Source organism: Haloarcula sp. Atlit-120R (assembly GCF_003665885.1).
Classification (GTDB): domain Archaea; phylum Halobacteriota; class Halobacteria; order Halobacteriales; family Haloarculaceae; genus Haloarcula; species Haloarcula taiwanensis.
This window is the reverse complement of record NZ_QPLN01000001.1, coordinates 1,034,854-1,059,105: the sequence shown is the minus strand read 5'-3', so window position 1 is coordinate 1,059,105 and position 24,252 is coordinate 1,034,854. Positions and strand designations below refer to the sequence as shown.

The following is a 24,252-nucleotide window of genomic DNA, read 5'->3' as shown; positions in this document are numbered from 1 at the left end:
CCCTTCGGAACAGTTTTAGGCGAACGTGGGCCAACTGAACACCAATGAGCGACCTCGACGAGGCCTACCAACTCGACTACTTCGAAGAGGAAGGCTTCCACAGACAGGAGTGTGTCTCCTGTGGCGACATGTTCTGGTCCCGTGTCCAGCGCGAGACCTGCGGCGAACCGCCGTGTGCGGAGTACGACTTCATCGACAACCCCGGCTTCGACGAGTCCCACTCTTTGACGGAGATGCGCGAGGCGTTCCTCTCCTTTTTCGAGGAACGCGACCACGAGCGCATCGACCCGTACCCGGTGGCGGCGAACCGCTGGCGCGACGACGTGCTTCTCACGCAGGCGTCGATTTACGACTTCCAGCCGCTCGTGACCTCGGGGACGACGCCGCCGCCGGCGAACCCGCTGTGTATAAGCCAGCCCTGCATCCGGATGCAGGACATCGACAACGTCGGGAAGACGGGCCGGCACACGATGGCCTTCGAGATGATGGCCCACCACGCGTTCAACGCGCGCGAGGACATCGAAGACCCCGAGCAGTACGCCTACGAGGGCGAGGTGTACTGGAAAGACGAGACGGTCCGGTACTGCGACGAACTGTTCGAGGAGATGGGGGCGAATCTGGACGAAATCGTCTATATCGAGGACCCGTGGGTCGGCGGCGGCAACGCCGGTCCGGCCATCGAGGTCATCTACCGCGGGGCCGAACTCGCCACGCTCGTCTTCATGTCCATGGAGCAGGACCCAGAGGGCGAGTACGAGATGAAAGACGGCAACCGGTACTCGCCGATGGACACCTACATCGTCGACACCGGCTACGGGCTCGAACGCTGGACCTGGATGAGCCAGGGAACACCGACGGTGTACGAGGCCGTCTATCCCGACATGATCGCCTTCCTCAAGGACAACGCCGGCATCGAACTCACCGACGAGGAGGAGCAGGTCGTCCACGAGGCCGCGAAGCTCGCGGGCCGGATGGACATTGACGAGGCCGAGGACATCGAGGCCGAACGAGACACCATCGCCGCCGAGGTCGGTGTCGACGTCGAGGAGATGCGGGCCCTGATGGAACCGCTCGAAGACATCTATGCAATCGCCGACCACTGCCGGACGCTCGCGTACATGCTCGGCGACGGTATCGTCCCGTCGAACGTCGGGACGGGCTATCTGGCCCGGATGGTGCTGCGCCGGACGAAGCGACTGGTCGACGGTGTCGGCGTCGACGCGCCGCTGGACGAACTCGTCGATATGCAGGCCGAGCGCCTCGACTACGAGAACCGCGACACCATCCGCGACATCGTCCGCTCCGAGGTCGAGAAGTACCGCGAGACCCTGGACCGCGGCGGCCGGCGCGTCCGCCAGCTAGCCGACGAGTACGCCGAAAAGAGCGACCCCATCCCGACCGCGGAGCTGGTCGAACTGTACGACTCCCACGGGATCCAGCCGGACATGGTCGAGGAGATCGCCGCCGAGAAAGGCGTCTCAGTCGACGTACCCGACGACTTCTACGCGGTCGTCGCCCAGCGCCACGGCGGCGGCGACACCGCCACAGAGGAGTCACAGACGCCCTACGAGGACCGGCTCGAAGAGCTCCCCGAGACCGACCGGCTCTACTACGAAGACCAGCAGCGGACCGAGTTCGAGGCCGTCGTGCTTGAGGTGTTCGACCGCGACGACGACACCTACGACGTGGTGCTCGACCAGACGATGTTCTACCCGGAAGGTGGCGGCCAACCGCCGGATGAAGGGACGCTGTCGACCGACGACGTCTCCGCCGAGGTGACCGACGTCCAGCAGTACGGCGACGTCATCGTCCACACCTGCGACGACGACCCCGGCAAGGGTGAGTTCGTCCGCGGGCAGGTCGACGCTACCCGTCGCCAGCGCCTGATGCAACACCACACAGCGACCCACATTGTCATCCACAGCGCCCGGCAGGTACTCGGCGAACACGTCAGACAGGCCGGTGCTCAGAAGGGTACTGACTCCGCTCGCATCGACATCCGCCACTACGAGTCGGTGAGTCGCGAGGAGGTCAAAGAGATCGAGCGGCTCGCAAACGATATCGTGCAGGATAACATCGCCGTCAAACAGGAGTGGCCCGACCGCAACGAGGCCGAGGAGCGCCACGGCTTCGACCTCTACCAGGGCGGCATCCCGGCCGGCGAGCAGATTCGGCTCATCACTGTCGGCGACGACGTGCAGGCCTGTGGCGGTACCCACGTCGCCCGCACCGGCGACATCGGAGCCGTCAAGCTCCTGAACACCGAGCGGATTCAGGACGGGGTCATCCGGCTGACCTTCGCGGCGGGCAACGCCGCTATCGAGGCCACCCAGCGCACCGAGGACGCGCTCACCGAGGCCGCCGACGTGCTGGACGTCGCGCCCGATGCCGTTCCGGAGACCGCCGAGCGGTTCTTCGACGAGTGGAAGGCTCGCGGGAAAGAGATCGAACAGCTCAAAGAGCAACTCGCCGAGGCCCGCGCCAGCGGCGGCGGCGACAGCGAGGAAGTCGACGTAGGCGAGGCGACCGCCGTCGTTCAGCGGATCGACGCCGACATGGACGAACTCCGAGCGCAGGCCAACGCCGTTGTCGAGCAAGGCAACATCGCGGTGCTTGGCTCGGGCCTCGACGGCGCGCAGTTCGTCGTCTCAGTACCTGATGGCATCGATGTCGACGCCGGTGAGGTCGTCGGCGAACTCGCTGGCCGCGTCGGTGGCGGCGGTGGCGGTCCGCCGGACTTCGCACAGGGTGGCGGTCCCGACGCCGACGCGCTGGACGACGCGCTGGACGACGCGGCGGACATCCTCCGAACTGCCGCGAACGCCTGAACCACTCTCGTTTTTCTCGGTACCGGTTTTGTCGCCCGCGCCGTTCTTCGGACAGCTGTCCGATTGCGGACCGACGTTCTGCCCGAACGATTCGGATACACGCGACAGATACAATTATATTTAGTTGTATTAGGTATGTCTGGGTGAATATCCAAAAGTATTTTTAGTAATTGCCCATCTATAGCAGATATGGGCGGAAAACGTGATATCGAACATATTCACTCTCACACCGAATACGCTCGGTCCCAACGAACGTGTCGACGGTGCGGGACTGCTGTTCCCGCTGCTAACGGCAGCGCCCCCGATGAACTGTGTGACAACTGCAGTGATCCCCACACTCCCTGACTCATGAGTGCTACCGCGACGCCCCCGTCGGACACTGACCTGAATGAAGCCCCGGAGTTCGAACTGGACTGCCTGTACGACGACCCCGAGAACCCCTCGGAGCTGACGATCTTCCCCTCGGACCGTCAGCAGACCGTGACGGAGTGGGTCACCGCGGACCGAACAGCGGCCGTCTCGCTCGATGAACTGCGCTGAGCGGGACGCGCCCCACGGCTATCCGCGCTGACACAGTCTTCTGGCGTCCTGCATCGCCTCGTTGGTCTCACAAACGAGCGTCAGGTGATCACCGCTTGCGAGGCGGAAATCGCTGTCTGGGACTCTGTCTGTTCCGTTACGGCTCACCATTGCGACCAGACAGCCGTCCGGGAGCCGCTCCGCAGTTTCTTCGACCGTCCGGTCGACCAGCGAGTCGTTGCTGAGTTCGACTTCCAGCACGTCCCCCGTTCGTCCGGAGTCCGACAGCCAGTGAGCGAGGGACGGTCGTTCGACCGCGTCGTCGATGGCGTCGGCGACGGCAAAGCCCGCGGAGATGGTCTCGACGTCGAGGTCCTCGAAGGCCTCGACGTTGTCCGGCTGGTTCGCTCTGGCGACCACGGTGTCGACGTCGAACCGTGTCGTCGCTAGCTGTGCCACGAGCAGGTTCACGTCGTCGTCTGCAGTCGCAGCGACGACGACGGATGCCCGGTTCGCCCCCGCCTCTTCGAGGACGGTCGCGTTCGTCGCGTCCCCGTGCACGACGCGGTGGCCGTCGGCTCGGGTCCGTTCGACCGTGTCCTCGTCGCTGTCGATAAGGACGACCTCCTCACCGCGTGACTCGTAGCGGACTGCCAGTTCCCGACCGACACGCCCGCTCCCGACGATGAGTGTTTGCATGGGGAGGATATCAAGTGCTTGCGCGAAGTGACGGGCCAGCCCGCCTTGAAACATGACGGTCGCGAAAATAACGAGGAAGACAGTCCCAACGAGGACCGTCGCGGCAGCCGGGTTTTCGGGCCGTAGTTCGATGGCAAACAGCGTGGCGACACTGGCTGGAACGATACCGCGCGGCCCCATCGCGCCGACGAACAGCCGCTCGCGAACGGTCAGCCGGCCGCCCAGCGTCGACAGAAAGACGCCGAGCGGACGGACGAGCGTAGCGACGACGATAACGACGACCAGCCCGCCAACACCGAGCGTCCGCAGGTCGCCGAGTGAGAGCTGCGCCGCCAGCACGATGAACACGAACGAGAGGACAAACAGCGTAATCCCGCCCTTGAACTCGGCAATCTCCTCTTCGTGGGGGATGTCGGCATTCCCGAGCACAATCCCGGCAACGGCGGCGGCCGCGATACCGGCCTCAGAGAGCCACATACTTCCCAGCGCGTACGCCAGCAGCGCCGCGGTCAGAACCACGACCCGGGCGTTCTGGAGGGCATTGCCCGCGGACAGGTGCCACCGCTGGAGCAGCAGTGTGATGCCGCCGCCGACGGCGATGCCGACGACGTGGCCGACGGCCAGCCGGGCGACGAACGCCTCGACGACGACCAGCGGCGAGGACTGGCTCGCAATGACGAACTCGAACGTCGCCACCGCGAGGATGGCGGCGGTCACATCGTTGATGATGCCTTCGGTCTCTAAGGCCGCAGCGACCCGGTCCCTGACAGGGACCACTTGCATAACCGGCGTGATGACCGTCGGCCCGGTGGCGATAAGCAGGCTCCCGACGAGGACGGCGACCGGCCACGTCGTCCCGAACACGAGCCTGACGGCCATAGCTGTTCCGACGAGCGAGACGAATGCGCCGACTGTCACGAGCCCAAGCGCCTCTCTGGACGCTTCGCGGACGCGCTCGACAGTGAGGTGGAACGCCCCTTCGAAGACGATGATACCGACGCTGAGACCGACGATAGCCTGTAGTCCAGTCTGTCCGAATATCGCGGGGTCGACAAGGTCGAGCGCCTGCGGGCCGACGAGAACGCCGGCGACCAGCAGGAACGCGACGCTCGGAATCTGGAGCCAGTCGGCGACCAGCTGTGCGGCGACGCCGAGACTCACGACCAACACGACGGCGCCAATAAGTGATGCTGCTCCGGACACGGGGTTGGCGGGCGTTCGATAGCCAGCAGTATAGACCTATTCACCGAAAGAGACACACTGCCGGCGCGGGAATCGACGGCCAATGCCGACCGCACACAACCGCGATGTGGCTCTCTATTATGAAGCCGACGGCGACGGCCCGACCGTCGTGTTCATTAACGACGTGGGGTACGGGGCGTGGCTCTGGGGCTGGCACTACGACGCCGTCGCCGGCCCCTACGAGACGGTGGTGTGGGACCTGCGGGGCACCGGCCGGTCGGACGCGCCGGCAGGGCCGTACGACGTGGCGACGTTGGCGGCCGACCTCGAAGCCGTCCTGGCCGACCACGGCGTCGGGAGCGTCCACCTCGTGGGGGCCGGTCTCGGCGGGATGGTCGCGCTCGAATACGCCCACCGGTACAACCGCGCCCGCTCGCTGACGCTGTACTGTACGGCCGGGTCAGGTGACGCCGTCGACCGGGACGCACTCGACGCGCTCGCGCTCGACGCTCCGTCGTCGCTCGACAGGGCGTTCTCGCCGGCGTTTCGCGAGCACGATCCGGACCTGATGGACCGGATTGCGGACTGGCGCGCTGAAGAGGACGCCACCGGCGCGGCCCGCGATGCGCAGACGGCGGCGATGACGGCCTTCGACGCGCCGCCGCTGTACGAGATTACCCAGCCAGCCGAGGTCTACTACGGTCTGGACGACCCTGTGGTGTCGCCGGAGGCCGCGGAGTCGCTGGCGGCCGACCTGCCCCGCGGGACCGGCGAGGCCGTCGAGGGTCGCCACTGCTGTTTTGTCGAGCATGCCCCGGCAGTGACCGACCGACTGCTGGCGCTACTGGACGAGCAGACAGAGTAGCTACTTGACCGGGCGGCCGGACGCAATCCACAAATACACGGCCTGATACGTGCTAAGTATGACTGACCGGACGGCAGCCGTCACGCGGACCACGGCCGAGACTGACATCGAGGTCACGCTTGACGTCGACGGCGACGGCGACAGCACTATCGACACCGGCATCGGCTTCTTCGACCACATGCTCGATTCGTTCTCGACGCACGGGCTGTTCGACCTGACCGTGCAGTGTGACGGCGACCTGGATATCGACGACCACCACACCGTCGAAGACGTCGCCATCACGCTCGGCGAGGCGTTCACCGAGGCGCTGGACGACAAGCGCGGCATCCGCCGCTTCGCCGACCGCAAAGTCCCGCTGGACGAGGCCGTCGCCAGCGTCGTCGTCGACATCTCCGGCCGGCCGTACTTCGAGTTCGCCGGCGAGTTCTCACAGGACGCCGTCGGCGGGATGACGAGCCACATGGCCAAGCACTTCTGTCGCTCGCTGTCGATGAACGCCGGGCTGACCCTGCACTGTGGCGTCGCGGGCGAGAACGCCCACCACGAGATAGAGGCGCTGTTCAAGGGGCTGGCACGGGCGCTGGATGACGCGACTCGCATCGACGAGCGCCGGTCCGACGTGGCGAGTACGAAAGGCGAACTGTAGTCGACGGCGGTGCGAAGCCGTCGCTGTTTCGACTGCTGGCGGCACCGATTAGTGGCCCCGCGTCCACCACTCCGTATGTTCGACGAGATTATGCAGAAATTCGAAGACTCTCCGGGCCAGCAGGATGTCATCCGTTTGCTGCTTGAACGGGGGTTCTCTGTCAACGAGGACGGCCGCGTCGTCTCGGGCGGCATCGAAATCCCGAACACGGGTATCGCCCGCGAGGCCGGCGTTGACCGCCGAGTGGTCAACGCCACGACGGACGCGATTCTCGACGACGACGACCTGCGGCGCATCTTCCGCAACATCTCATCCGTGCCGAGCCTGCTGGACCTCGCCCCGGTCCTCGACCTGCATGCAGTGACTGTTACTGTTCGCGCCGCCGACGAGTCCGGAATCGTGTCGACAGTCACGTCGGCCATCGCCGACCGCGGCATCTCTATCCGGCAGGTTCTCAGCGAAGACCCCGAGTTCACTGATGAGCCGAAACTGTACGTCATCACCGACGAGGAACTGCCCGGTGACCTCATCAACGAAATCCGTCGTCTGGCGTTCGTCCGGACCATCGAACTGGCCTAATGCCCGCGACGCTCACCGTCGAGACGCCCGCGGGCGAGACCTACGAACTCACCGCCGAACCCGGCGCGGTCCTCCGGGACGTACTCCTCGAAGCTGACCTCTCGCCACACGGCCGCTACGCGACGCGGCTCAACTGCGGCGGCCGTGGCATCTGTGCCACCTGCGGCGTCCGGCTCGCCGAACCGCCCGACCCCGACCACTGGCACGACGACCTCGCCGACCGCTTTGGCTACCCTCGGCTCTCCTGTCAGTTACAGGTTCAGGACGGGATGCGAGTCAAGCTGCTCGAGAAGCGGGTCTGGGGGTCGCGACAGTCCGGCGACGGCACGGACTGAGACGCCGTCCAACGGCAAACGCTATTCCGCCGCCCGGCGTATTCCAGTCCGTGACGGACAGCTATCGGACCGTTCCGGACCGCGGCGAGGCGCGCTTCGAGGTGCGGGGCTCGGAGTTCATCGGCCACGTCGCGCCGGCGGCGACCGTCGAAGCCGCCGAGGCGTTCGTCGACGCCGTCGGCGAGGAGTACGCCGACGCGACCCACAACGTCCCCGCCTACCGCGTCCGGTCCGACCCTTTCCGGGAGTATGCGAGCGACGACGGCGAGCCGAGCGGCAGCGCCGGCGACCCCGCGCTGAACGTCCTCCAGCAACGCGAGGTCGAGAACGTCGTCGCCGTCGTCACGCGCTACTACGGCGGGACGAACCTCGGCGTCGGCGGGTTAGCCAGTGCCTACTCCAGGGCGGTGAAAGAGGGCGTCGACGACGCCGGCGTCGTCGAGGAAGTGCCCCACGAGCGGTTCACCGTGACCGTCGCCTACGACGATTCGGGCAGCGTCCGGAGCCTGCTCGAATCGGCGGGCGTCGAGTTCGAGGCAGACTACGAGGCCGAAGTCGTCTTCGAGGTCCGCGTGCCCACCGCCGACGGGAGCGCCCTGCGGGACCGGATTCGGAGCGCGACCAGCGGGCGGGCCGTAATCGAGCGCGAGTGACGCCCGCTACTCGTAGGCCGGGAGCCGCGCCGACTCTGCCGACCCGTCGATGAAGGGCAGGTCGACCTGCTGTGCGCCGACCGGGTCGCCGTCGACGCGGACCGTCAGGGACGCCTCGGGCCGGTCCCAGCTAAGATTCGCCAGTGCAATCGGGGCTTCCCGCATCGGGCTCTGCGCGGCGCGGGTCACGTCACCGACGTGCTCGTCGCCGGCGAACACCGCCGCACCGGGTTCGGGGACGGCCTCGACGGCGAGACCGACCAGCCGCTGGGTCGGGTGGCCGCGGTTCTCGACCCGCGAGACGACCTCCTGGCCGACGTAACACCCCTTCTCGAAGTCCAAGGCGTTCCGGAGACCGAGGTCGTTGGGGAGCGCGCCCGCGATTTCGCTGTCGAACAGCGGCGTCCCCGCCTCCAGTGTGAGCGTCTCCCACGTCCGGTAGCCGAAGGGGACGGCGTTGAGCCCGCGGTTGACCAGCGTGTCGAAGACGGGTTCGGCGTCGTCGGCGCTACAGACCACGTCGTAGCTCTCCTCGCCGGCGAGGTTGTCCGTCCGGATGACGGAGACGCCGGCGTCGCCGAGTTCGCCCCGCTCGAAGGTCAGTACGCCCTCGGGTGTCCCGGTCTGGTGGAGGACGCTGGCGATTTTCTCGGTCGCTTTCGGCCCGTGGACGCCGAAGACGGCGAAGTCGTCGGTCGCCACCTCGAACTCGACGTCCTGGATGAAGGTCTTGTCCGCCCACTCCGCGGCCAGGTCTTGGGCTTCCTGTGGCGGCGTGAACACGAGCAGTCGCTCGCCGGCGTTGTACACGTACATATCCGTGTCGACGCGGCCGTCGGGGTCGAGCAAGAGCGCGTAACAGCCCGCGCCGTCCTCGTCGGGCACGCGGTTCGAGACGGCGTTGTCGACGTAGTCGACGCGGTCCTCGCCGGTGACGACGATGACGCCGTAGCCGTACTCTATCGCTCCAACGACGTTCCGAACCGCGCGGTGGGTCCGCTCCGGTCGCCCGTAGTTGTCGACGACGCGCCGGCCACCGACCTCCCTGAACGTCGCTCCGTGGGCCTCGTGAACGGACTCGAGAACAGTCATTGCACGGGTATGCGGCCTTCGCGGGGAAAAACGTCCCGTTAGCGTCGCCGGCGAGCCAGGACGGCCACCGCGACCAGCGCGGCAATCGTCACAGCGACAGTAAAACCCGGGCCGCTGCCGTCTGTCGTTTCGGTCGCCGTCCGGGCTGGCGTTGTGGCCGCCCCGCCCGTCGTCGCCTCCTCGTCCGGCCTGAACGCAGTCACGTTCGTTGTCGTGGTGAGGTCTCCGGCTGTCGCGGTGAACGTGACGTTCCCGGCTGTGGGGACCGTCGCCGTTACTTCACCGTCCGCATCAGTCTCTCCGACTTCAGTTCCGTTCCGAGACACGGTCACGTTCGCCACTGGGTCGTCGTACTCGTTGGTGACCGTGAACCGGACGTTCGCGTCGACGATGACCTGCCTGTTGTCCGGTGTGAGCGTAATCTCCGGGGTGCGTCGGATCTCCACGTCGACCGACGTTTCGTCTTCAGCCACCCTGACGCGTCTCTCGACCGTCTCGTAGCCCTCCTTCGTCACTGTGAGGGCATAGCGGTCGTTGACCGGCACGCTGACCGACGCCGTCCCGTCGGAGAGCGTCGGCACGGTGCCGTCGAACCCGTTGTCCGATTCGACCTGAACGGTCGCGTCCCGGATCGGTCTGGAGTCGTTGAAATGGTCGTCGACGACCTCGGCTTGCAGCAGGACCGACCCCTCGCTAATCCGGACCGTCGCCGTCGTCTCGCCGGAGACGGACACGGTCGTCAGGTTGCGGTAGAACCCCGGCTTGGTGACGATGACGCTGTATTCGCCTTCCTCGACGGGCTGTGTCGTGATGGTCCCGTCGCTGCCCGCGTTCCTGTCGACCACGTAGTTCCCGTCCCGATACAGTCGGATGCGTGCGGTCTCGGCCGGCTGGCCGTCCGCCGTCACCGCGCTGACTGTGGCTGTCGCTGCCTCCGAGACCATTATCTCGACGGACTCCGCCTCGGCATCTTCGACGACGTAGGGGACGTTTCTGACGTACTCGCCGTCATCTATCTGGAGCATGACGTCCGCCCCCTCGGGGACATCGATAAGTGCCTGCCCGTTTGCCCGCGTCGTCTCGTTAGACGGGCCGCCCGCGCCGTCGTCCCACGTCGCCGAGATGTCGATACCACTGAGCGGGTCGCCGTCCCCGTCGACGACGGTGACGGTGAGGGTCACCTGTGACTGTCCGGCAGCTGTTCCCGCCACCACACCGGCCCCTACCAGCAGTGCCAGCAATACAGCTGGTAACACGGTACGGTGACAGCGCATACCTGATTAATAAATGGGTGGACGTAAATCAGTACTGCCGGTAGGGACTCCCTACGGCCGTCTCGACTGCTGTGAATCGACGACCCGCTCAACTTCGGACGGCTCAAGCGGCGTCAACGGCCCGGACATTGTTCGAGAGAGTGCTGCCGCCGCGACGCCGTGGAGCAGCGCTTCGTCCGTGTCAGCACCGGCGGCCAGTTGCCGGAGCGTCGCGCCAATAAAGGCCTCGTGTTGCCCCGATTCGTCGACGGCGGTCGTCTCGATAGCGTCTTGCTCGTGGACGACGCCGTCGTGGTAGGCGACCGCGCCGTACTCGCTCCGCGTGAGCACCACGCGGGTGAGGTCGTACTCCGTCGCGAGCGTGTGGACGATTTCCCGGGGGCCCCCCGTCGTGTCGAACACCGCGGCGACCTGCTCCTCGGCGGCGAAGAGGGTGTCGACGGCCGGCAGCAGGTCCGCGAGCGCGGCCCGCGCGTCCTCGGCGTCCCACAGCCCGGGGTGGAAATCGAGGTCCAGCGCCCGCATCCCCGCGGCCGCCCTGAGCAACGCCCCTGTCGTGTCGGCAGCTGTGTCCGACAGTGAGAGGGTTGCGCCCGAAGTGAACACTACGTCTGCGTTCTGTATCTCGCCCATCGGCAACTCGCCGGGTGTCAACGTCGCCATCGCGGTGTCGCCGCGGTCCTGTAGCAGCCGCTCAGCACGGGGCGGGTCGGCGTCCTCGTGGAAGGTAAGTCCCTGCCGGCCGGCCGCCGGGTCGGCCCAGACGACCTCGGTCTCCAGTCCGAACTCCTGCAATTCGGCGACGACGCGCCGGCCCAGCGGCGTATCGGGGACCTTCGAGAGCCACCGCGCGTCGGCTCCAAGTCGGCCGGCCGTCGCCGCAACCCCGCTTGCTGTCCCGTCGACCCGAATCGACGCCTCGCGGGCCGTTTCGAACCGCTGTCCGTCTGGGGGTGCAAATCTGAGAGCAGTCTCGCCGAACGTTACGAGTGACATACCGCGTGCATCGGGAGACGAAGGTTTAGTTTAATCGGCTGTATCGACTGCTGTGTCGGTGGTCAGACCGGAGTCCTTCGCTATCGCCGCCGACCGCCGTGACCGGGGTAATCACGCTCGAACCGGTCTTCGAGTTCTTGCCGGTCGATGTGGATGACCGTCGGTCGTCCGTGGGGACACGCGTAGGGGTTCTCACAGTCGTCCAGCGCGGCGAGTAGCTCCCTGACGGACCCCTCAGTCAGCGACGTGTTCCCGGTCACAGAGGGGTAACACGCCAGGTCGCCGAGCAGTTCGTCTGCCGCAGCCTCGACCGTCGCCGCCGCTTCGTCGTCGCCGGCGACGAACGCGCCCAGTACATCCCTGACGATGTCCGGGCCGGCCGCGTCGGCGATGACGCCTGGGAGGGTTCGGACCTCGACGGTCCGCTCGCCTGTCCGCGCCGTGTGAAAGCCCAGGCTCGCCAGCGCGTCGCTGCGCCGGTCGAACACCTCGGCCTCGCGGGCGGTCAGTTCCAGTTCCACCGGTTCCGCGAGCGCCTGCGTCGTCGTCTCGCCCTCGAACCTGGCCTTGAGCCGTTCGTAGTTGACTCGCTCGTCCGCCGCGTGCTGGTCGACCAGTACGAGGCCGTCGTCCGTCTCCGCGACGACGTAGGTGTCGGCTAACTGCCCGAGAATCCGCATCGAAGGCAGCGATTCGTGGGTCGCCTCTGGGTCGTCGCCGAGGCGTGCCTGCTCCTGTCCGCCGGTGAACTTCCGGTCGCCGCGCTCTGTCTCCGTCCGGCCCGCTGTGGACGCTTCCCGGCGCGCATCGGGGCTATCTCCACCCGAAACGCTACCCTCTGCCTGCCGATTCTCGAAGTTGCCTGACGTATCGTCTTTCGTCTCGGCTGTGGAGGGGCGTTTCGTGTCGACTGACTGCTCTGCTGCGGTCGTGTCGCCGGGCTGATGAGCCGCTGTCTCCGTCTGGGCTCCGTCAGACCGCTCTGTGGGTTCAGCAGCCGATTGTCCTGTCGTATCAGCACTGCTCTCCGCTGTTGTGCTGTCCGTCCGCGCTGATGGTGCTGTTTCGTCCGCGGTGTCCCGGCCGTCCGGACGCGACAGCTGGCGCTCGCCACTGCTCGCTCCCTCCGATTCCGGCGTTATCTCTGTCTGCTCTGGTGCTGACCGGCCACGCGGCGCTGTCGAGCGCAGCAGCCCTTCTCGTAACAGCGCGTCCTCGACGGCGGTCCGGACCTGCTCCCGGACGCCCTCGTCGTCGGCGAATCTGACCTCCATTTTCCGGGGGTGGACGTTCACGTCCACGTCGCCCGCGGGCACGTCCAGGAAGAGGACGGCGAAGGGGTAGCGGTCCGGCGCTATCTGGGTCCCGTAGGCGTCGACGACGGCGTCCCGGGCCGTCCCGGCGCGGACGTACCGGCCGTTGACGTACGTCGAGAGGTACTCGCGGCCCGCGCGGTTCGTCTCGGGATGTGACACGAGGCCGTGCACGCCGTCGAGTGGCCCGTCAGGGAAACTCTCCGCCTCGTCGCCACCCCCGTTTGCTCCCGAACCCGCACCGACCGAAATCATCGACTCGGCCACCTCCCGGCCGTAGACAGACATGACGGTCTCGCGCAGGTCGCCCTGGCCGGTCGTCGAGAACGTCTCCCGGTCGCCGTGGGTCAGCGACACGGCCACGTCCGGGTTCGCCAGCGCGTAACTGGCGACGACGGTGTTGACGTGGGCGAACTCCGTCGACTCCTGTTTGAGGTACTTCCGGCGGGCCGGGACGTTGTAGAAGAGGTCCGCGACCTCGATGGTCGTCCCCTCGGGACAGCCCGCGGGGCCGACCGACGTGACCTCGCCGCCCTCCAGCACCAACTCCGTCCCCACGTCGCCCCCGCGGGGCCGGGTCCGAATCGTCAGCCGCGAGACCGCCCCGATTGCGTGCAGGGCCTCGCCGCGGAAGCCGAGCGTGCCGACGCCGCCCTCCAGGTCTGCGATGTCGCGGATCTTCGAGGTGGTGTGTTTCTCGACGGCCCGCTCGACGGCCTCGCGGTCCATCCCCACGCCGTCGTCGGTGACGCGAATCCCGTCGGTGCCCCCGGCCTCGACGCCGACCTCGACCCGGGTCGCGTCGGCGTCGATGGCGTTCTCGACCAGTTCTTTGACGACGGAGGCCGGCCGCTCGACCACCTCGCCGGCCGCGATACGTTCGACGGTCCGGTCGTCGAGTCGCTGGATGTCGGTCATACGTGCCCCCGCATGTGACTGCTACCGGCTAACGAGCGAAGCGACTTGATACTGTCTGCCTTCGCCGCGCCTATCAGTCCGATCATGAAAATAGTTAACACAAACCAGTCCTGACCGTCGGATGGTGACGACCCATGTGCCACCACAGAGAACGCTCTTGGACCGAAGCGACGGCGGACGACGAGGCAACTGACGAGGACGAGGAGGAACTCCCGTCCTTCCTCAACGAGGAGGCGCCCGAAACCGAGGTGCTGACCGACGGCGGCGACGAGGCGTAGCAGGGGTTCCCCTCGGCAGCGGTGTTGGCAAACCAGCCCTTCTTTGCCGTGTCCCGCAAACACGCAATTCCGTCATGTGTGGGTATCGCAAACCCGATAGCTAAAGTACGCTCGCCGTCAGTCGCCACTATCCTGTGGATCTCGACATGGAACAATACGACCAACTATACCGTCTCTACAAGAGCGTAGACACGACAACGCTGCGCGGCTATCAGGAGTTCGTCGACCTGTTTCCCCCGCTCAGTTCGACCGTCGCGCTGGAACAGTGGGAGACCGCCAGTGACCGCCTCGACGACCTCAAGGCCGACATCACCGAGGAGTTCCCCGGAACCGGCGAGACCTACGCGGAAATCGCGGCCCGGCTGACCCGCGACGAGGCCTTCACCGCCTTGGACCTCTACTCGAAGTACGGCCGGTCGGCGAACGTGCTCGTACTGGATGTCGACGAGACGCTCCGGTCGGCCGGCGACACCGACAACGAAATCCCTCGCGACACGCTGTACCTCCTGACGCAGTTCCACGAGGCGGGCGTCCCCATCGTCGTCTGCACCGGCCAGACCCTCGAAAACGTCAAGGGATTTATGATACAGGGCCTTGGTAACGACCTCGTCTCCTCCGGACAGATGAGCATCGTCTACGAGTCCGGCAACGGCGTGTTCACGCCCAAACACGGCGCGGACACGAAGCGACTCCTGTATGAACGCCTCGACGGCGCGGTCGTGGACGTGTTCGAGTCGGTCCGCCGCCGTGTCCTCTCTGAGGCCCCCGAGGCCGTCGGCAAGCGCTGCCACCTCCAGGGCAACGAGTTCAACGTCACGCTAAAGCCCAACGCCGAGGTCGGCAGCGACAACGCCGTGGAAATCATCGACGAGTCCCTGCGGTACCTCTGTGGACTGGTCGGCGACGCTATCGCGGGGCAGGTCGATGCTGACGTGTCGGACCCGGCAGCGTACGCACGGGCCTACTTCAGCCGCGACCCGGAGATTCACGATGTCTTGGAGGCGGGCGACCTGTCGACCGATGCCGACATCGACGACGCGCCTGCGGCGTTCCGCGACATCCTCGAACGCGTCGACCTCGGCTATTACGAGGGCGACGCGGCCGAACTCGTGAGCCTCGAACTGGACAAGTCCGCCGGCGTTGAGGAAGCCTTCGACGTGCTCGGCATTGATGACCCGTTCGCGCTCGTGATGGGCGACAGCAAGAGCGACTTGCGGGTGATGCGCTGGATCGACGAAAGCGACGCCGGTATCGCCGCTGCCCCCGCCCATTCCTCGCCCGACGTACTCGATCACGTCAGTTCGCGCGACGACCTGGTGTACGAGGCCGGCGACGCCAGCACGGTCCTGCGAACTGTCTACGGCATCAGCCTGATCGAGCAACTGGACGAGCAGGGCGAGTGAGCCCGCTCCCTACGTATTGACCACACTGTCGCCGTTGCGGTGCTGCTCGGGCCACTCGCCGGCAGCGGGGCACTGCGGGTCGATGTCAGCGACGAACCGCATCGTCGTGATATTGAGTACGAGCCCCAGAAACCCGCCGCCTACGATTCCGATGAGCAGGCCGACCGCAGGGACGTTGACGACAACAGCGGTCGCCACCGCTGAGACGAGCAAAACGAGTCCCAGATAGCCGACTGTGTAGGCGAAGTACGCCCCACCGTTGACAGCCAGTTGGTACGAGCCTCTGGCTGCTGCCACAAACCCAGTCCGGCGCAGGACAATCAGATACGGCGTGGCCCAGAACAGATACCCGGCAGCTATGAATGCTGGAATCAGAAGAAGCACAGCGCCGACTATCGCGCCCCCCTCACCGAGGCTCCCGAAGCCAAACAGCCCCAGTGCCAGTGGGACGAGAACAACATACGGGAGGGCAGTTATCACCAGAAACGGGACAAAGTATGCTAGCACGCTCATCGCGAAGCCCTCGTGTCGACCGAGGAGTTCTGCCGCGATAGTTCCGAAGTAACCCGCACTCAGACCGGCACGTAGTAATAGCACTCCCGGTACGACCACCATCGCAAACGGAGCCGACAGAGGGAGGCCAACATTTGCCGTGACACCGCTGCCAGGTAAACTCACGAACTGCCAGACAGTCACGACGGACGCGGGGACGCCGAACTTAATGCCGATGTGGATTCCGTCGTAGGTGAGTATCTGTCGGATACTGTCCGTCTGCGTGACCGCCAGCAGCATTGGAACCAGTGCCAGCGGCAGTTGTTCGCGCGCCCGCTGCCACCCGTCGGCCAGCCGAACGGTGAATGACGGCATCAGTCGTGGTCCCTCGCTGATTCCGTCTGAGCGGGTGCCACGCCGTCTGGCGTCTGCGGGACCGTCGGTTCGAGGCGTCGCTGTGGAGCGTTCGTCCGGGTACTGGAGGGCATCGGCTCGGATATCCGTACACGCAACAATATGCGTTCTGGTGAGACTGCACCCAACTGTTAGGCGTCCGCCGACCGAACTGCCGCCATGAGTCTTGATACCGTGTTCGGACAGGTGCCGGACCCGCAGTCGTACTCGTTCCCGGACTACTCGCTCCCGCAGGGCGACCCCGTCAAACCGGTCGCACTGACCGCCGGCGAACTGACTGCGCTGCTTGACCTGTACGACGCGTTCAGTACCGTGGACCCGACGGGCATGGACTCGAACCCGTTCCTGCGGGCGACCAGCGAGTTCCTCCAGCAGACACTCGGTGCGCCGCTCACCCGACCGGATGAGCAGCTGCACGACGATATCGCGGCCTTGCTCAACGACTTTTCGGGAGACTTGGGCGAGCGATCAATGGGTGTTGTGGACGCGACACCGGCTCACCACCGGACGCTGTACTTCTTCTTGACCAGTTGCAAGGCATACCATACGGCCCCGCATCTGCGGTTCGACCCCGACCCGAGCGCCGTCGAGACGCTGTATGCAGTGTACGAACGCGTCACTGAGCAGGCGTTCTACCTCAAGCGGCCGAAAAGCGTTCTGGAGTGAGAGCCCGTGGTCCGGACTGTTTATCGGGCAGCGAAATAAATTGCCGCCAATGACAGCCGATCAGCCCGAAATCCCGGTCGTGTGCGAGGAGTGCGGGACACGGACATCGGTCGCGTTCGAGGACGTTGAGGACGCCGTCGCCCGCCACAACGAACAGCTCCACGACGGTGAGCCAGTCGCCGAAGTCGACCCCGACGTACTGGAGGAACTCGCCGACCGACTCGCGAAGGACATCGGCCTGCTGGAGTAGCCACTCGACCAGTGTCACTCGTATCGTATCACTCCCCCAGCGGGAGCCGCTCGTAGGCCTCGCGGTCAGCGCCGGCAGCGAGCGTGCGCGGTCGCAGTCGACAGACGTTCTTCACGGTACGCGGACCAAGCACGCGGGGCGAGACGAACCGCGGTCGCTCCGGCTCAGTTCCGGGACCGTCGCCCAGCGCGAGTACTGCGCCGTTGAGGTCGACGAGCGGGATGCACGCCAAGTCGCCGTTCATCGATTCGAACTGGACGTGGGTTGTATCGCCGGGCATCGCCGCCGCCTCCAGCAGGTCGAACACGGCGACGCCGGTGTACCTCCGTTCGATCCGGTCGCCGGAGGCACACTCGAACGCGACCGGCCCGCGGACGACATCGAACGGGAGCTGTGCGGGCGCCACGTCCCAGGGGACCAGTAGTGGGTCGGTCCCGTCGATTCGGACCGTCGGCCGTTCCTCCGACGTTTGCCCCATAGGTACAACTTCTGACCGGACGGACTTGAGATGTTCGTCGTTAGACCGCGCGGTCCACCGGGCAGACCACTCGGAGCCTCACTCCCGAGAGTGAAGCGAGTACGCGATAAAGAGCACGCCAACGAACTGGAAGGCGCGAGTGACGAGCGTCAGCGGTTGCTGGAACTGGCTGGGAAGCAGGCCCTGGCGAAGGAGGACTGAGCCGACAAACGCGACGACGAAGGCCACCGCCGTGAGGCAGAACAGCCCGACAGAGAGGTACTGCATCGCGCGACTGTTGTGCCGTCGATACCCGCGGTAGGCCTGGTAGCCAACGTACCCACCCAGTACTGTCGAGCCAAACGCAAGGGCGGTGATGAGCCAGTTCATCAGTGTCTCGATGGCAACCATGTCAGAGATTCTCCCACATTTTTGTGAATCGGTCCGCGGTGTCCTGTTCGTCCTGTCCCGGGAACGCCGGGGGTTCGGTCCGCTCGATTTCGGTTTCGAAATCACCGTCAGCAAGCGCCAGCGAGAACTCCGAGAGCGTGGCAGCGAAGATGCTGTAGTCGTTGCCGCCCGTCTCTATCTGGGTCTGTTCCTCGATGAGGCCGTACTCCTGAAGCCACTCGACCCGTCTGTACACGGTCGGTTGTGACATCTCACACTGGTCGGCGAGCTGTTTCGCGGACATAGGCTTGACACTCGTTGCTGCGAGGATGTCCCGGGCATACTCGTCACTGAGCAGGTCGAGGATGTCGCCCACGGCCGGGTCCTCACTCACGTACTGGACCAACGCCCCGTCCCTGAATAAAAGGTCCCGTCAGTTTCCGAGTCAGAAGTCAGCCACATTAGAGAAGGGCGCAGTGTCAGCGGAGACCGGCGCGATCAGGGCAGTTCCTTCGGGCGAAGGTGGGGCGAGGGAGGGGACCAGTTCACGGGCGGCGTGGCCCACATTCCTCCCCAGGGTGGCACCCCGGGGAACCCTAGGCAGTGTGGTGGACAGACAGCGGCTATCGCCGGAGGGCGGTGGTGGCACGGTGTTGTTAGGGCCGCTGCACTTGTAGTGAGGAGTGGTTCCATAATATAACGTGCAGTCGAACTTCTGACCCAGAAAACGGCGGCTTGATATGCCAGCGTGGGTGTTTCACATGCTACCGGGACAGCCGATTGACTGGCCGACCGTGACGAGTCGGTCCGCAGGCACTCCTTCACCACGAATCGTGTACCGGTACCGCTCACAGTTCCACGACACCGATGTTGTCAGCCCATAGCTGATCTGTACCGGTTGCCCGTCGATTGTCACTCCCTCGCTGGCGTTCTCTCCGACAACCAGCCGGTCGTACTTGGCAACAGTGATCAGACTGGTTCGGTTCGCGTAGCGGAGGCCGACGCTGTGGATTCGTCCCTGCGTCTGGGTCGCGTAGGTCAGTTCGTACCCCGGCGGAATGTCGGGTTTTGGAACCCGGACCTCGGTGTCGGCTTCGAGCGCACCGATCGACTCGTAGGTCTGTTGGTCTGGTGTCTCTGGGACGGTGACAGTCGTGTTGTCCGGGAAGTCAGGGGTAAACACGTCCGCTGACACACCGGTGTCGTAGGTGACGTTCGTATGCGTCGTCGTCACGACTGTTCGCTCACTGTCGGCTGTCCATGCGGTGCGTTTTTTCACCGGGAAGAACCGCTCTGTGTCTACCCAGATCGTCTGTTCGTAGGCCGCTGTGTCGTCTTTCGGTGCCACGTGGATGACGTACGCCTCACGCCCGTCAATCGATTCAATACCGCGGTAGCCGACCATCATCGAGCCGGCGGACACGCTCGGCCGCTGCTCGCCGCGGGGCACAACGGGCAACGGCTCAACTGACTGTGGCTCGCTTGTCGCGTTGGCTGCCGTGGACGTATTGAGACTCGCAACCAGGCGCTGCAGCCGTTCACCCCGGTCTGACTCTGTCCTGCTGAGAGAGATTCGCGTGGCGCTCGCGCGGCGCTGGTCGTACAGCCACAGCGCCGATCCGTTCGACACCCGGAGATCGTATCGGTCGACAGTACTGCTGATGACTGCCAGCCGTTTCTTCTGTGTCCCTGGCTGGAGTACGGCGTCGTAGGTCGTCCGACTCGCGACCGTTCCGTTCCGGCTGATAGTGGTTGTCTGTGTCGAATTGACGCCGTCTATCGCCTCGTAGCGTTGTTGCACGTCCGCGCTGATCTGAGGTTGATCGGCGGTCCCGGTACTCGCGAATGCGAGCGACCAGACCGCAACCGCAAGCACACCAATGACGACCACCGTCGCGATGGTGAGCACCAGTCGTTCCGAGGTGAGGTGTCGAGTGACCATTTGTGGGGTACAGGGCGGGGACTGCCTGACGCTGTGCGGTCAGTCCGAGTGACAGCGTTACGTATCACATTACCGGCATCATAAGTAAAAGCATCTGTCTACCTCGGTCAGTAGTCGCCGAGCACGCCGAGCCGTCTGGCTCGCCGGGTCGTGTACTGGAACACGACGTACCCGAACAGGACGTAGCCGACCGGGACACCGATGAGGAGGCCCAGGTCGACGGGGGAAAACTGCCAGAGTCGGGTCCCGTCGACCATCGCTCGCTGCAGGAGCGCACTCCCGTGAGCCAGCGGCAGAATTCGCGTCCAGCCGAGTTCGAACACGGGCGCGGAGATGAGGATGATGAACCCGAACTGGAGCAGATTGAGCCAGTTCCCGATGCGTTTGTACAGTACCGCGACGCCGCCGGCCGCGAAGCCCAGCCCCAGCACCGAGGCGATAGTCAGCGACGCGACCACGACGACGGTGAGGACGTTCAACTGGAGCGACGTTCCGGTAATCGCAAGCATCACTGCAAGCACCACTGTCGAGGTGATGAACGTCCGGACAACTTTCGCGACCCCCTTGCAGAACGCGACCGGCGCGAAGCCAAACGGCGTCATGACGTGCCGTTCGAGGGTGCCCCACTGGGCTTCGCTGCCGATATCGTTCGAAATCGACTGGTAGGCCCCGACCGAAAGCGACCACAGGAAGTAGCCGACGATGATTCCCTCGATGGAGTCTGTTATCGCCTGCCCGGCGAGCATCCGACCGCCGTAAAACAGCAGGCCGAAGAAAAACACCGAGATGACGACCCCGCCGACGGCGTTGGCCGGATAGCGGACGAAGATGAGGTACTCGCGGTACAGCACCGCCCGTGCGAGATCGAGATAGCCCGCCTGCATGCCGGCACGGGCATCCTCACTGCCGTCCGTGTGCGTGTCGGCGCTCGCGGTCATCGGCCCGGCCCCTTCCGTTCCTGCCCGGTAATCTCGACGAACACGTCCTCAAGGTCTGGTTCGACTGTGCCGACGCCAGTCAGCGTCACGCTGTGGTCCCGGCACAGGGCCAGCAAGCGGTAGAACCCGTCGCTGTCGGTCGCCACCTCGACTCGCCGCCCCCGCTCGACGTTCGTCACGTCGACCACCTCGAAGCGCTCCCGAATCGTCGCAAGCAGGGCATCGGTGATGTCCGGACTGGTGACGGCGAAGGCGTTCGCGGTGAACTGGTCGAGCACAGCCGCCACGCTGTCGTCTGCGATGATCTCCCCGTCGTTCATGATGATAACCCGGTCACAGACGTCCTCGATGACGTCCATGTCGTGGCTGCTGACGACCGCTGTGAGGTCGCGCTCGTCGACGATGCGGCGCAGTTCCCGCCGCAACGTCAGCGAGCTTTCGACGTCCAGCCCAAGCGTCGGCTCGTCGAGAAACACCAGTTCGGACTCGCTGGCAAGTACACTCGCCAGCGACACCTTCTGTTTCATCCCGCGGGAGAGGTCTCGGACCGGTTCGTCGGCCTTCTCCAGGAGGTCGAGTTTCGCCAGCAGGCGCTCGTGTCGGTCGGCAACAGCAGCCGGCTTGACACCCTTGATGGTCGAGAAATAGCGCAGGTTCTCACGGACAGTCAGCCGCCAGTAGTCGTTTCGCGCCCCTTCGAGCATCCCGTCGACGTGACGGTACGCTGCCCGCGGGTGCTCGCTCATGTCGATACCTTGCACCCGGACACTCCCGGAATCAGGCAACACCAGCCCGAGAATCGATTTTATCGTCGTCGTCTTGCCCGCCCCGTTGGGTCCCAGCAGGCCGACGACCGTGCCCTGCTCGATGCGAAACGACACGTCGTCGACGGCCGTCACCGCGTCCGAACCGCTGCCGAACTGCTTCGACAGCCCCTCGACGGCGAGTGCAGGCGTCGCTCCGTCTCTCGACGCAGCCGACTGCTCGGCGGTCCGCGGACCCTGCCGAGCAGGGCGCTGGGATGACATGACCAGTACTGAGGGCTTCAGAACCAAAAGGCCAGTCACGTCTCGCGGTAGGTCTGTCGTCGTCGCTGTCCCACATTCGGGACTGGCTGGTCTGCTCAGGCGGGGTCGAGGCCTGTCACCTCGAACCGTGCGCCGCCGGCCTCGCTCTCGGTAGCTGTGACCGTCCACCCGTGGACCTCGGCGATTCGCTGGACGATTTTGAGACCGAACCCGGTCCCGCTCTCGCCAGTCGAATAGCCTCCTTCAAACGCCTGCTGGCGGTCGTCCTCAGGGATGCCCGGCCCGTCGTCGGCGACGTAGAAGCCGTGCTGGTCCAGCTCTTCAATGACACCGATTCGCACAGTTACGCCCCCGCCACGCTGGTCAGCGTCTCCGTCAGCCGACATCTGAGCGCCCGCGGACCCGTGTTCCACACTGTTGCGGATAAGGTTCGATAACAGTCGACGGAGCTTTGCCGTGTCTGCCCGAATCTGTCGGTCGTCCTCGACGACGAGCGTTGCCTGTTCATCTTTGACGCTCTGCCAGCATTCCTCAACGATGTCGGCGAGCGCGACGGTTTCGAGGTCGGTCGCCGTTTCTCCGGCACGTGCAAACGCTAGGAGGTCGTCTATCAGCGCTCGCATTCGCTCGTGGGCACGCGATACCGTGTCGAGTGCGTCGCTGTCACATTCTTCTCTGGCCAGTTCCAGATTCCCCTCCGCGATAGTCAGCGGGTTCCGGAGGTCGTGGCTGACGATGCTTGTGAACTCATTGAGGCGCTCGTTCTGGCGTTCCAACTGCTGTTCGTATGCCCTGTGCTGGGAGATGTCCCGGCCGATACCCACCGTCCCAGAAACTGCTCCATCGGTGTCTGTCAACCGAGTACCCGAAAACTCGTATGGAATCCGCTCTCCATCGGCAGTCAGGACCTCTGCTTCGACAGTTACCCGGCCGCCGCTTCGTGTCTCATGTATCGCCGAAGCGATCGTCTCGTGCTCGTCACCCGGGAAGAACTCAGAGACGGACATCCCGTCGATCTCGTCGTCGCTGTATCCTGTGACTTCGGGGATGCGCTCGTTCCACCGCCGGAGGCTGCCGTCCGTGTCGACGACGTAGAAGAGGTCGTCAAGCGTATCGAGCGCTTGATCGATGAACTCCCGTTCCTCGCGGAGCTGGTGGTCGCGGTCGAGACGATTGAGGGCCGCTGTCGCGTGGACGGAGAGCGTCTGTGCGAGCGTAACGTCCGTCTCATCGAATGCACCTGTCTCGCACGAGCCGACGAGGAGGACGCCGTGGTCCCCGAGCGGGAGGATGATCTCGCTACGGATATCGGTCTCTGGATTGTACCGGCCCGGAACCGACGTGATATCGTCGTGGACCTTCGCCTCACCGGTTTCGAAAGCCTGCCACGCGAGTGATTCTCCGGCCTCGAACACCGGCGGCGTGCCGAGGAATTCCTCGACCTGTTCGGTCCAGGCGACCGGATACAGACGCTCGCCGTCGGCGAAGTGGACGCCGTTGGCCGGCATGTTGAGGATTGTCCTGGCAGTGTCCACTGTGATCTGCGCAACCGCATCCGCAGTCGTGGCTCGCATGAACGCCCTGGCGGTGGAGTGAAGCTCTTCAATAGCGCGTTCACGACGTGTACTCTGTGTGTATTCGATGTCATCGGCCGTCCGCTCGACGGCGTCGACGACGGTGTGTGCCAGTCGTGCGTACGGTTCGGCCCCGCCATCGGCCCGGATGTACTCGGTGACGCCCGCGGAAATCGCGTCGCTTGCGGCTGCTTCGCTCCCCTCACTGGCGAACAGCACGAACGGCAGGTCCGGCGCTCGCTTGCGGACCGCATCGAGGAACTCGACGCCGGTCTGCTCCGGCAGCTCATAGCCCGCGACGACACAGCCGAACGTCCCACTGTCGAGCCGTTCGAGTCCGTCGGCGACGCTCGTCTCCGTCTCGACCGTAATGCCACAGTGCGCCTGTTCCAGAGCGCTCGTGGCCGCCTCGACGATAGCCGTGTCGTCGTCGACGTGGAGAACGCGAATCCGGTCGGTCATTGGCTTCTAGCAGTGAAAACTCCCGTATACACCTTCCCCCGCGAGTATCTCCGTTGAAA

At 65.1% G+C, this 24,252-nt stretch carries 24 protein-coding genes; 11 read left to right on the top strand and 13 right to left on the bottom strand.

From position 1 onward, the window contains the following. Positions 1-44: 44 nt before the first annotated feature. Both alaS and DVK01_RS05490 read left to right on the top strand, forming a co-directional pair. Positions 45-2,828: an alanine--tRNA ligase gene (gene alaS, locus DVK01_RS05495; protein ID WP_121535786.1), complete on the top strand. Its 2,784-nt coding sequence runs from the start codon at positions 45-47 to the stop codon at positions 2,826-2,828. A 348-nt stretch (positions 2,829-3,176) separates the two neighbouring features. Beyond that, entirely contained in the window at positions 3,177-3,368 is a 192-nt protein-coding gene (locus DVK01_RS05490) for a hypothetical protein (RefSeq protein WP_121535783.1), read from the top strand. 18 nt (positions 3,369-3,386) lie between these two features. On the opposite strand, the gene DVK01_RS05485 is transcribed toward DVK01_RS05490, so the two are convergent. Beyond that, on the bottom strand, positions 3,387-5,249 hold the full coding sequence (locus DVK01_RS05485) for a cation:proton antiporter (RefSeq protein ID WP_121535780.1): 1,863 nt from the start codon (positions 5,247-5,249) through the stop codon (positions 3,387-3,389). An 82-nt stretch (positions 5,250-5,331) separates the two neighbouring features. Here DVK01_RS05485 and DVK01_RS05480 point away from each other — a divergent pair, with 82 nt between their 5' ends. The 5 genes from DVK01_RS05480 to DVK01_RS05460 all read left to right on the top strand — a co-directional run bounded on the left by DVK01_RS05480 (position 5,332) and on the right by DVK01_RS05460 (position 8,306). Next, entirely contained in the window at positions 5,332-6,093 is a 762-nt protein-coding gene (locus tag DVK01_RS05480) for an alpha/beta fold hydrolase (RefSeq protein ID WP_121535777.1), read from the top strand. A gap of 58 nt (positions 6,094-6,151) precedes the next feature. Continuing rightward, positions 6,152-6,739: an imidazoleglycerol-phosphate dehydratase HisB gene (gene hisB, locus DVK01_RS05475; protein ID WP_121535774.1), complete on the top strand. Its 588-nt coding sequence runs from the start codon at positions 6,152-6,154 to the stop codon at positions 6,737-6,739. Positions 6,740-6,814: 75 nt separating this feature from the next. After that, on the top strand, positions 6,815-7,318 hold the full coding sequence (locus DVK01_RS05470) for an ACT domain-containing protein (protein ID WP_101351269.1): 504 nt from the start codon (positions 6,815-6,817) through the stop codon (positions 7,316-7,318). Further along, on the top strand, positions 7,318-7,653 hold the full coding sequence (locus DVK01_RS05465; protein WP_121535771.1) for a 2Fe-2S iron-sulfur cluster-binding protein: 336 nt from the start codon (positions 7,318-7,320) through the stop codon (positions 7,651-7,653). Before DVK01_RS05470 ends, DVK01_RS05465 begins: the two co-directional genes overlap by 1 nt. Positions 7,654-7,703: 50 nt before the next feature. Next, entirely contained in the window at positions 7,704-8,306 is a 603-nt protein-coding gene (locus DVK01_RS05460; RefSeq protein WP_101351267.1) for a YigZ family protein, read from the top strand. A gap of 6 nt (positions 8,307-8,312) precedes the next feature. Here DVK01_RS05460 and DVK01_RS05455 read toward each other — a convergent pair whose 3' ends face one another. From DVK01_RS05455 to mutL, 4 genes are all read right to left on the bottom strand, one after another. Next, a complete protein-coding gene (locus DVK01_RS05455) occupies positions 8,313-9,398 on the bottom strand; it encodes an aminomethyltransferase family protein (RefSeq protein WP_101351266.1) in 1,086 nt (361 codons plus the stop codon). A gap of 38 nt (positions 9,399-9,436) precedes the next feature. Continuing rightward, positions 9,437-10,672 carry a carboxypeptidase regulatory-like domain-containing protein gene (locus tag DVK01_RS05450; RefSeq protein WP_199722314.1) on the bottom strand — a complete coding sequence of 412 codons (1,236 nt, stop codon included), beginning with the start codon at positions 10,670-10,672 and terminating at the stop codon, positions 9,437-9,439. Between the two features lie 51 nt (positions 10,673-10,723). Then, the gene (locus DVK01_RS05445) at positions 10,724-11,668 is read right to left on the bottom strand and encodes a sugar kinase (RefSeq protein WP_101351265.1); all 945 of its coding nucleotides are present in this window, start codon (positions 11,666-11,668) and stop codon (positions 10,724-10,726) included. 80 nt (positions 11,669-11,748) lie between these two features. Further along, a complete protein-coding gene (gene mutL / locus DVK01_RS05440) occupies positions 11,749-13,899 on the bottom strand; it encodes a DNA mismatch repair endonuclease MutL (protein WP_121535768.1) in 2,151 nt (716 codons plus the stop codon). 134 nt (positions 13,900-14,033) lie between these two features. Here mutL and DVK01_RS22105 point away from each other — a divergent pair, with 134 nt between their 5' ends. Further along, positions 14,034-14,177 carry a hypothetical protein gene (locus DVK01_RS22105; protein WP_198560196.1) on the top strand — a complete coding sequence of 48 codons (144 nt, stop codon included), beginning with the start codon at positions 14,034-14,036 and terminating at the stop codon, positions 14,175-14,177. 134 nt (positions 14,178-14,311) lie between these two features. Continuing rightward, positions 14,312-15,580: an HAD family hydrolase gene (locus DVK01_RS05435; protein WP_101351263.1), complete on the top strand. Its 1,269-nt coding sequence runs from the start codon at positions 14,312-14,314 to the stop codon at positions 15,578-15,580. 9 nt (positions 15,581-15,589) lie between these two features. Here the strand turns inward: DVK01_RS05435 and DVK01_RS05430 are convergent, their stop codons facing one another. Next, positions 15,590-16,447 carry a hypothetical protein gene (locus DVK01_RS05430; RefSeq protein ID WP_121535765.1) on the bottom strand — a complete coding sequence of 286 codons (858 nt, stop codon included), beginning with the start codon at positions 16,445-16,447 and terminating at the stop codon, positions 15,590-15,592. A 198-nt stretch (positions 16,448-16,645) separates the two neighbouring features. Between DVK01_RS05430 and DVK01_RS05425 the strand changes: the two genes are divergently transcribed. Next, positions 16,646-17,152 (top strand): hypothetical protein, encoded by a 507-nt coding sequence (locus tag DVK01_RS05425; RefSeq protein WP_101351261.1) that lies wholly within the window; start codon positions 16,646-16,648, stop codon positions 17,150-17,152. A gap of 49 nt (positions 17,153-17,201) precedes the next feature. Next, positions 17,202-17,402 (top strand): hypothetical protein, encoded by a 201-nt coding sequence (locus DVK01_RS05420; protein WP_008307333.1) that lies wholly within the window; start codon positions 17,202-17,204, stop codon positions 17,400-17,402. Between the two features lie 28 nt (positions 17,403-17,430). On the opposite strand, the gene DVK01_RS05415 is transcribed toward DVK01_RS05420, so the two are convergent. The 7 genes from DVK01_RS05415 to DVK01_RS05385 form a co-directional block, all read right to left on the bottom strand. After that, on the bottom strand, positions 17,431-17,880 hold the full coding sequence (locus DVK01_RS05415) for a hypothetical protein (protein ID WP_101351260.1): 450 nt from the start codon (positions 17,878-17,880) through the stop codon (positions 17,431-17,433). A 78-nt stretch (positions 17,881-17,958) separates the two neighbouring features. Beyond that, a complete protein-coding gene (locus tag DVK01_RS05410; RefSeq protein ID WP_101351259.1) occupies positions 17,959-18,270 on the bottom strand; it encodes a hypothetical protein in 312 nt (103 codons plus the stop codon). 1 nt (position 18,271) lies between these two features. Continuing rightward, on the bottom strand, positions 18,272-18,643 hold the full coding sequence (locus DVK01_RS05405) for an ArsR/SmtB family transcription factor (protein ID WP_394337664.1): 372 nt from the start codon (positions 18,641-18,643) through the stop codon (positions 18,272-18,274). Positions 18,644-19,006: 363 nt separating this feature from the next. Further along, positions 19,007-20,191 carry a hypothetical protein gene (locus DVK01_RS05400; RefSeq protein WP_101351258.1) on the bottom strand — a complete coding sequence of 395 codons (1,185 nt, stop codon included), beginning with the start codon at positions 20,189-20,191 and terminating at the stop codon, positions 19,007-19,009. Between the two features lie 107 nt (positions 20,192-20,298). Continuing rightward, on the bottom strand, positions 20,299-21,129 hold the full coding sequence (locus DVK01_RS05395; protein WP_101351257.1) for an ABC transporter permease: 831 nt from the start codon (positions 21,127-21,129) through the stop codon (positions 20,299-20,301). Beyond that, a complete protein-coding gene (locus tag DVK01_RS05390) occupies positions 21,126-22,157 on the bottom strand; it encodes an ABC transporter ATP-binding protein (protein WP_101351256.1) in 1,032 nt (343 codons plus the stop codon). The genes DVK01_RS05395 and DVK01_RS05390 overlap by 4 nt, the downstream gene beginning before the upstream one ends. A gap of 95 nt (positions 22,158-22,252) precedes the next feature. Beyond that, positions 22,253-24,193 carry an ATP-binding protein gene (locus tag DVK01_RS05385; RefSeq protein ID WP_101351255.1) on the bottom strand — a complete coding sequence of 647 codons (1,941 nt, stop codon included), beginning with the start codon at positions 24,191-24,193 and terminating at the stop codon, positions 22,253-22,255. Positions 24,194-24,252 lie beyond the last annotated feature (59 nt).

What these genes read in the sequence shown, in the direction of transcription:
- DVK01_RS05450 (WP_199722314.1), bottom strand. Translation starts at nt 10,672, where the DNA reads ATGCGCTGTCACCGTACCGTGTTACCAGCTGTATTGCTGGCACTGCTG.
- alaS (WP_121535786.1), top strand. Translation starts at nt 45, where the DNA reads ATGAGCGACCTCGACGAGGCCTACCAACTCGACTACTTCGAAGAGGAA.
- DVK01_RS05445 (WP_101351265.1), bottom strand. Translation starts at nt 11,668, where the DNA reads ATGTCACTCGTAACGTTCGGCGAGACTGCTCTCAGATTTGCACCCCCA.
- DVK01_RS05395 (WP_101351257.1), bottom strand. Translation starts at nt 21,129, where the DNA reads ATGACCGCGAGCGCCGACACGCACACGGACGGCAGTGAGGATGCCCGT.
- DVK01_RS05420 (WP_008307333.1), top strand. Translation starts at nt 17,202, where the DNA reads ATGACAGCCGATCAGCCCGAAATCCCGGTCGTGTGCGAGGAGTGCGGG.
- DVK01_RS05400 (WP_101351258.1), bottom strand. Translation starts at nt 20,191, where the DNA reads ATGGTCACTCGACACCTCACCTCGGAACGACTGGTGCTCACCATCGCG.
- DVK01_RS05410 (WP_101351259.1), bottom strand. Translation starts at nt 18,270, where the DNA reads ATGGTTGCCATCGAGACACTGATGAACTGGCTCATCACCGCCCTTGCG.
- DVK01_RS05470 (WP_101351269.1), top strand. Translation starts at nt 6,815, where the DNA reads ATGTTCGACGAGATTATGCAGAAATTCGAAGACTCTCCGGGCCAGCAG.
- DVK01_RS05490 (WP_121535783.1), top strand. Translation starts at nt 3,177, where the DNA reads ATGAGTGCTACCGCGACGCCCCCGTCGGACACTGACCTGAATGAAGCC.
- DVK01_RS05430 (WP_121535765.1), bottom strand. Translation starts at nt 16,447, where the DNA reads ATGCCGTCATTCACCGTTCGGCTGGCCGACGGGTGGCAGCGGGCGCGC.
- hisB (WP_121535774.1), top strand. Translation starts at nt 6,152, where the DNA reads ATGACTGACCGGACGGCAGCCGTCACGCGGACCACGGCCGAGACTGAC.
- DVK01_RS05415 (WP_101351260.1), bottom strand. Translation starts at nt 17,880, where the DNA reads ATGGGGCAAACGTCGGAGGAACGGCCGACGGTCCGAATCGACGGGACC.
- DVK01_RS05385 (WP_101351255.1), bottom strand. Translation starts at nt 24,193, where the DNA reads ATGACCGACCGGATTCGCGTTCTCCACGTCGACGACGACACGGCTATC.
- DVK01_RS22105 (WP_198560196.1), top strand. Translation starts at nt 14,034, where the DNA reads ATGTGCCACCACAGAGAACGCTCTTGGACCGAAGCGACGGCGGACGAC.
- DVK01_RS05390 (WP_101351256.1), bottom strand. Translation starts at nt 22,157, where the DNA reads ATGTCATCCCAGCGCCCTGCTCGGCAGGGTCCGCGGACCGCCGAGCAG.
- DVK01_RS05425 (WP_101351261.1), top strand. Translation starts at nt 16,646, where the DNA reads ATGAGTCTTGATACCGTGTTCGGACAGGTGCCGGACCCGCAGTCGTAC.
- DVK01_RS05465 (WP_121535771.1), top strand. Translation starts at nt 7,318, where the DNA reads ATGCCCGCGACGCTCACCGTCGAGACGCCCGCGGGCGAGACCTACGAA.
- DVK01_RS05455 (WP_101351266.1), bottom strand. Translation starts at nt 9,398, where the DNA reads ATGACTGTTCTCGAGTCCGTTCACGAGGCCCACGGAGCGACGTTCAGG.
- DVK01_RS05480 (WP_121535777.1), top strand. Translation starts at nt 5,332, where the DNA reads ATGCCGACCGCACACAACCGCGATGTGGCTCTCTATTATGAAGCCGAC.
- mutL (WP_121535768.1), bottom strand. Translation starts at nt 13,899, where the DNA reads ATGACCGACATCCAGCGACTCGACGACCGGACCGTCGAACGTATCGCG.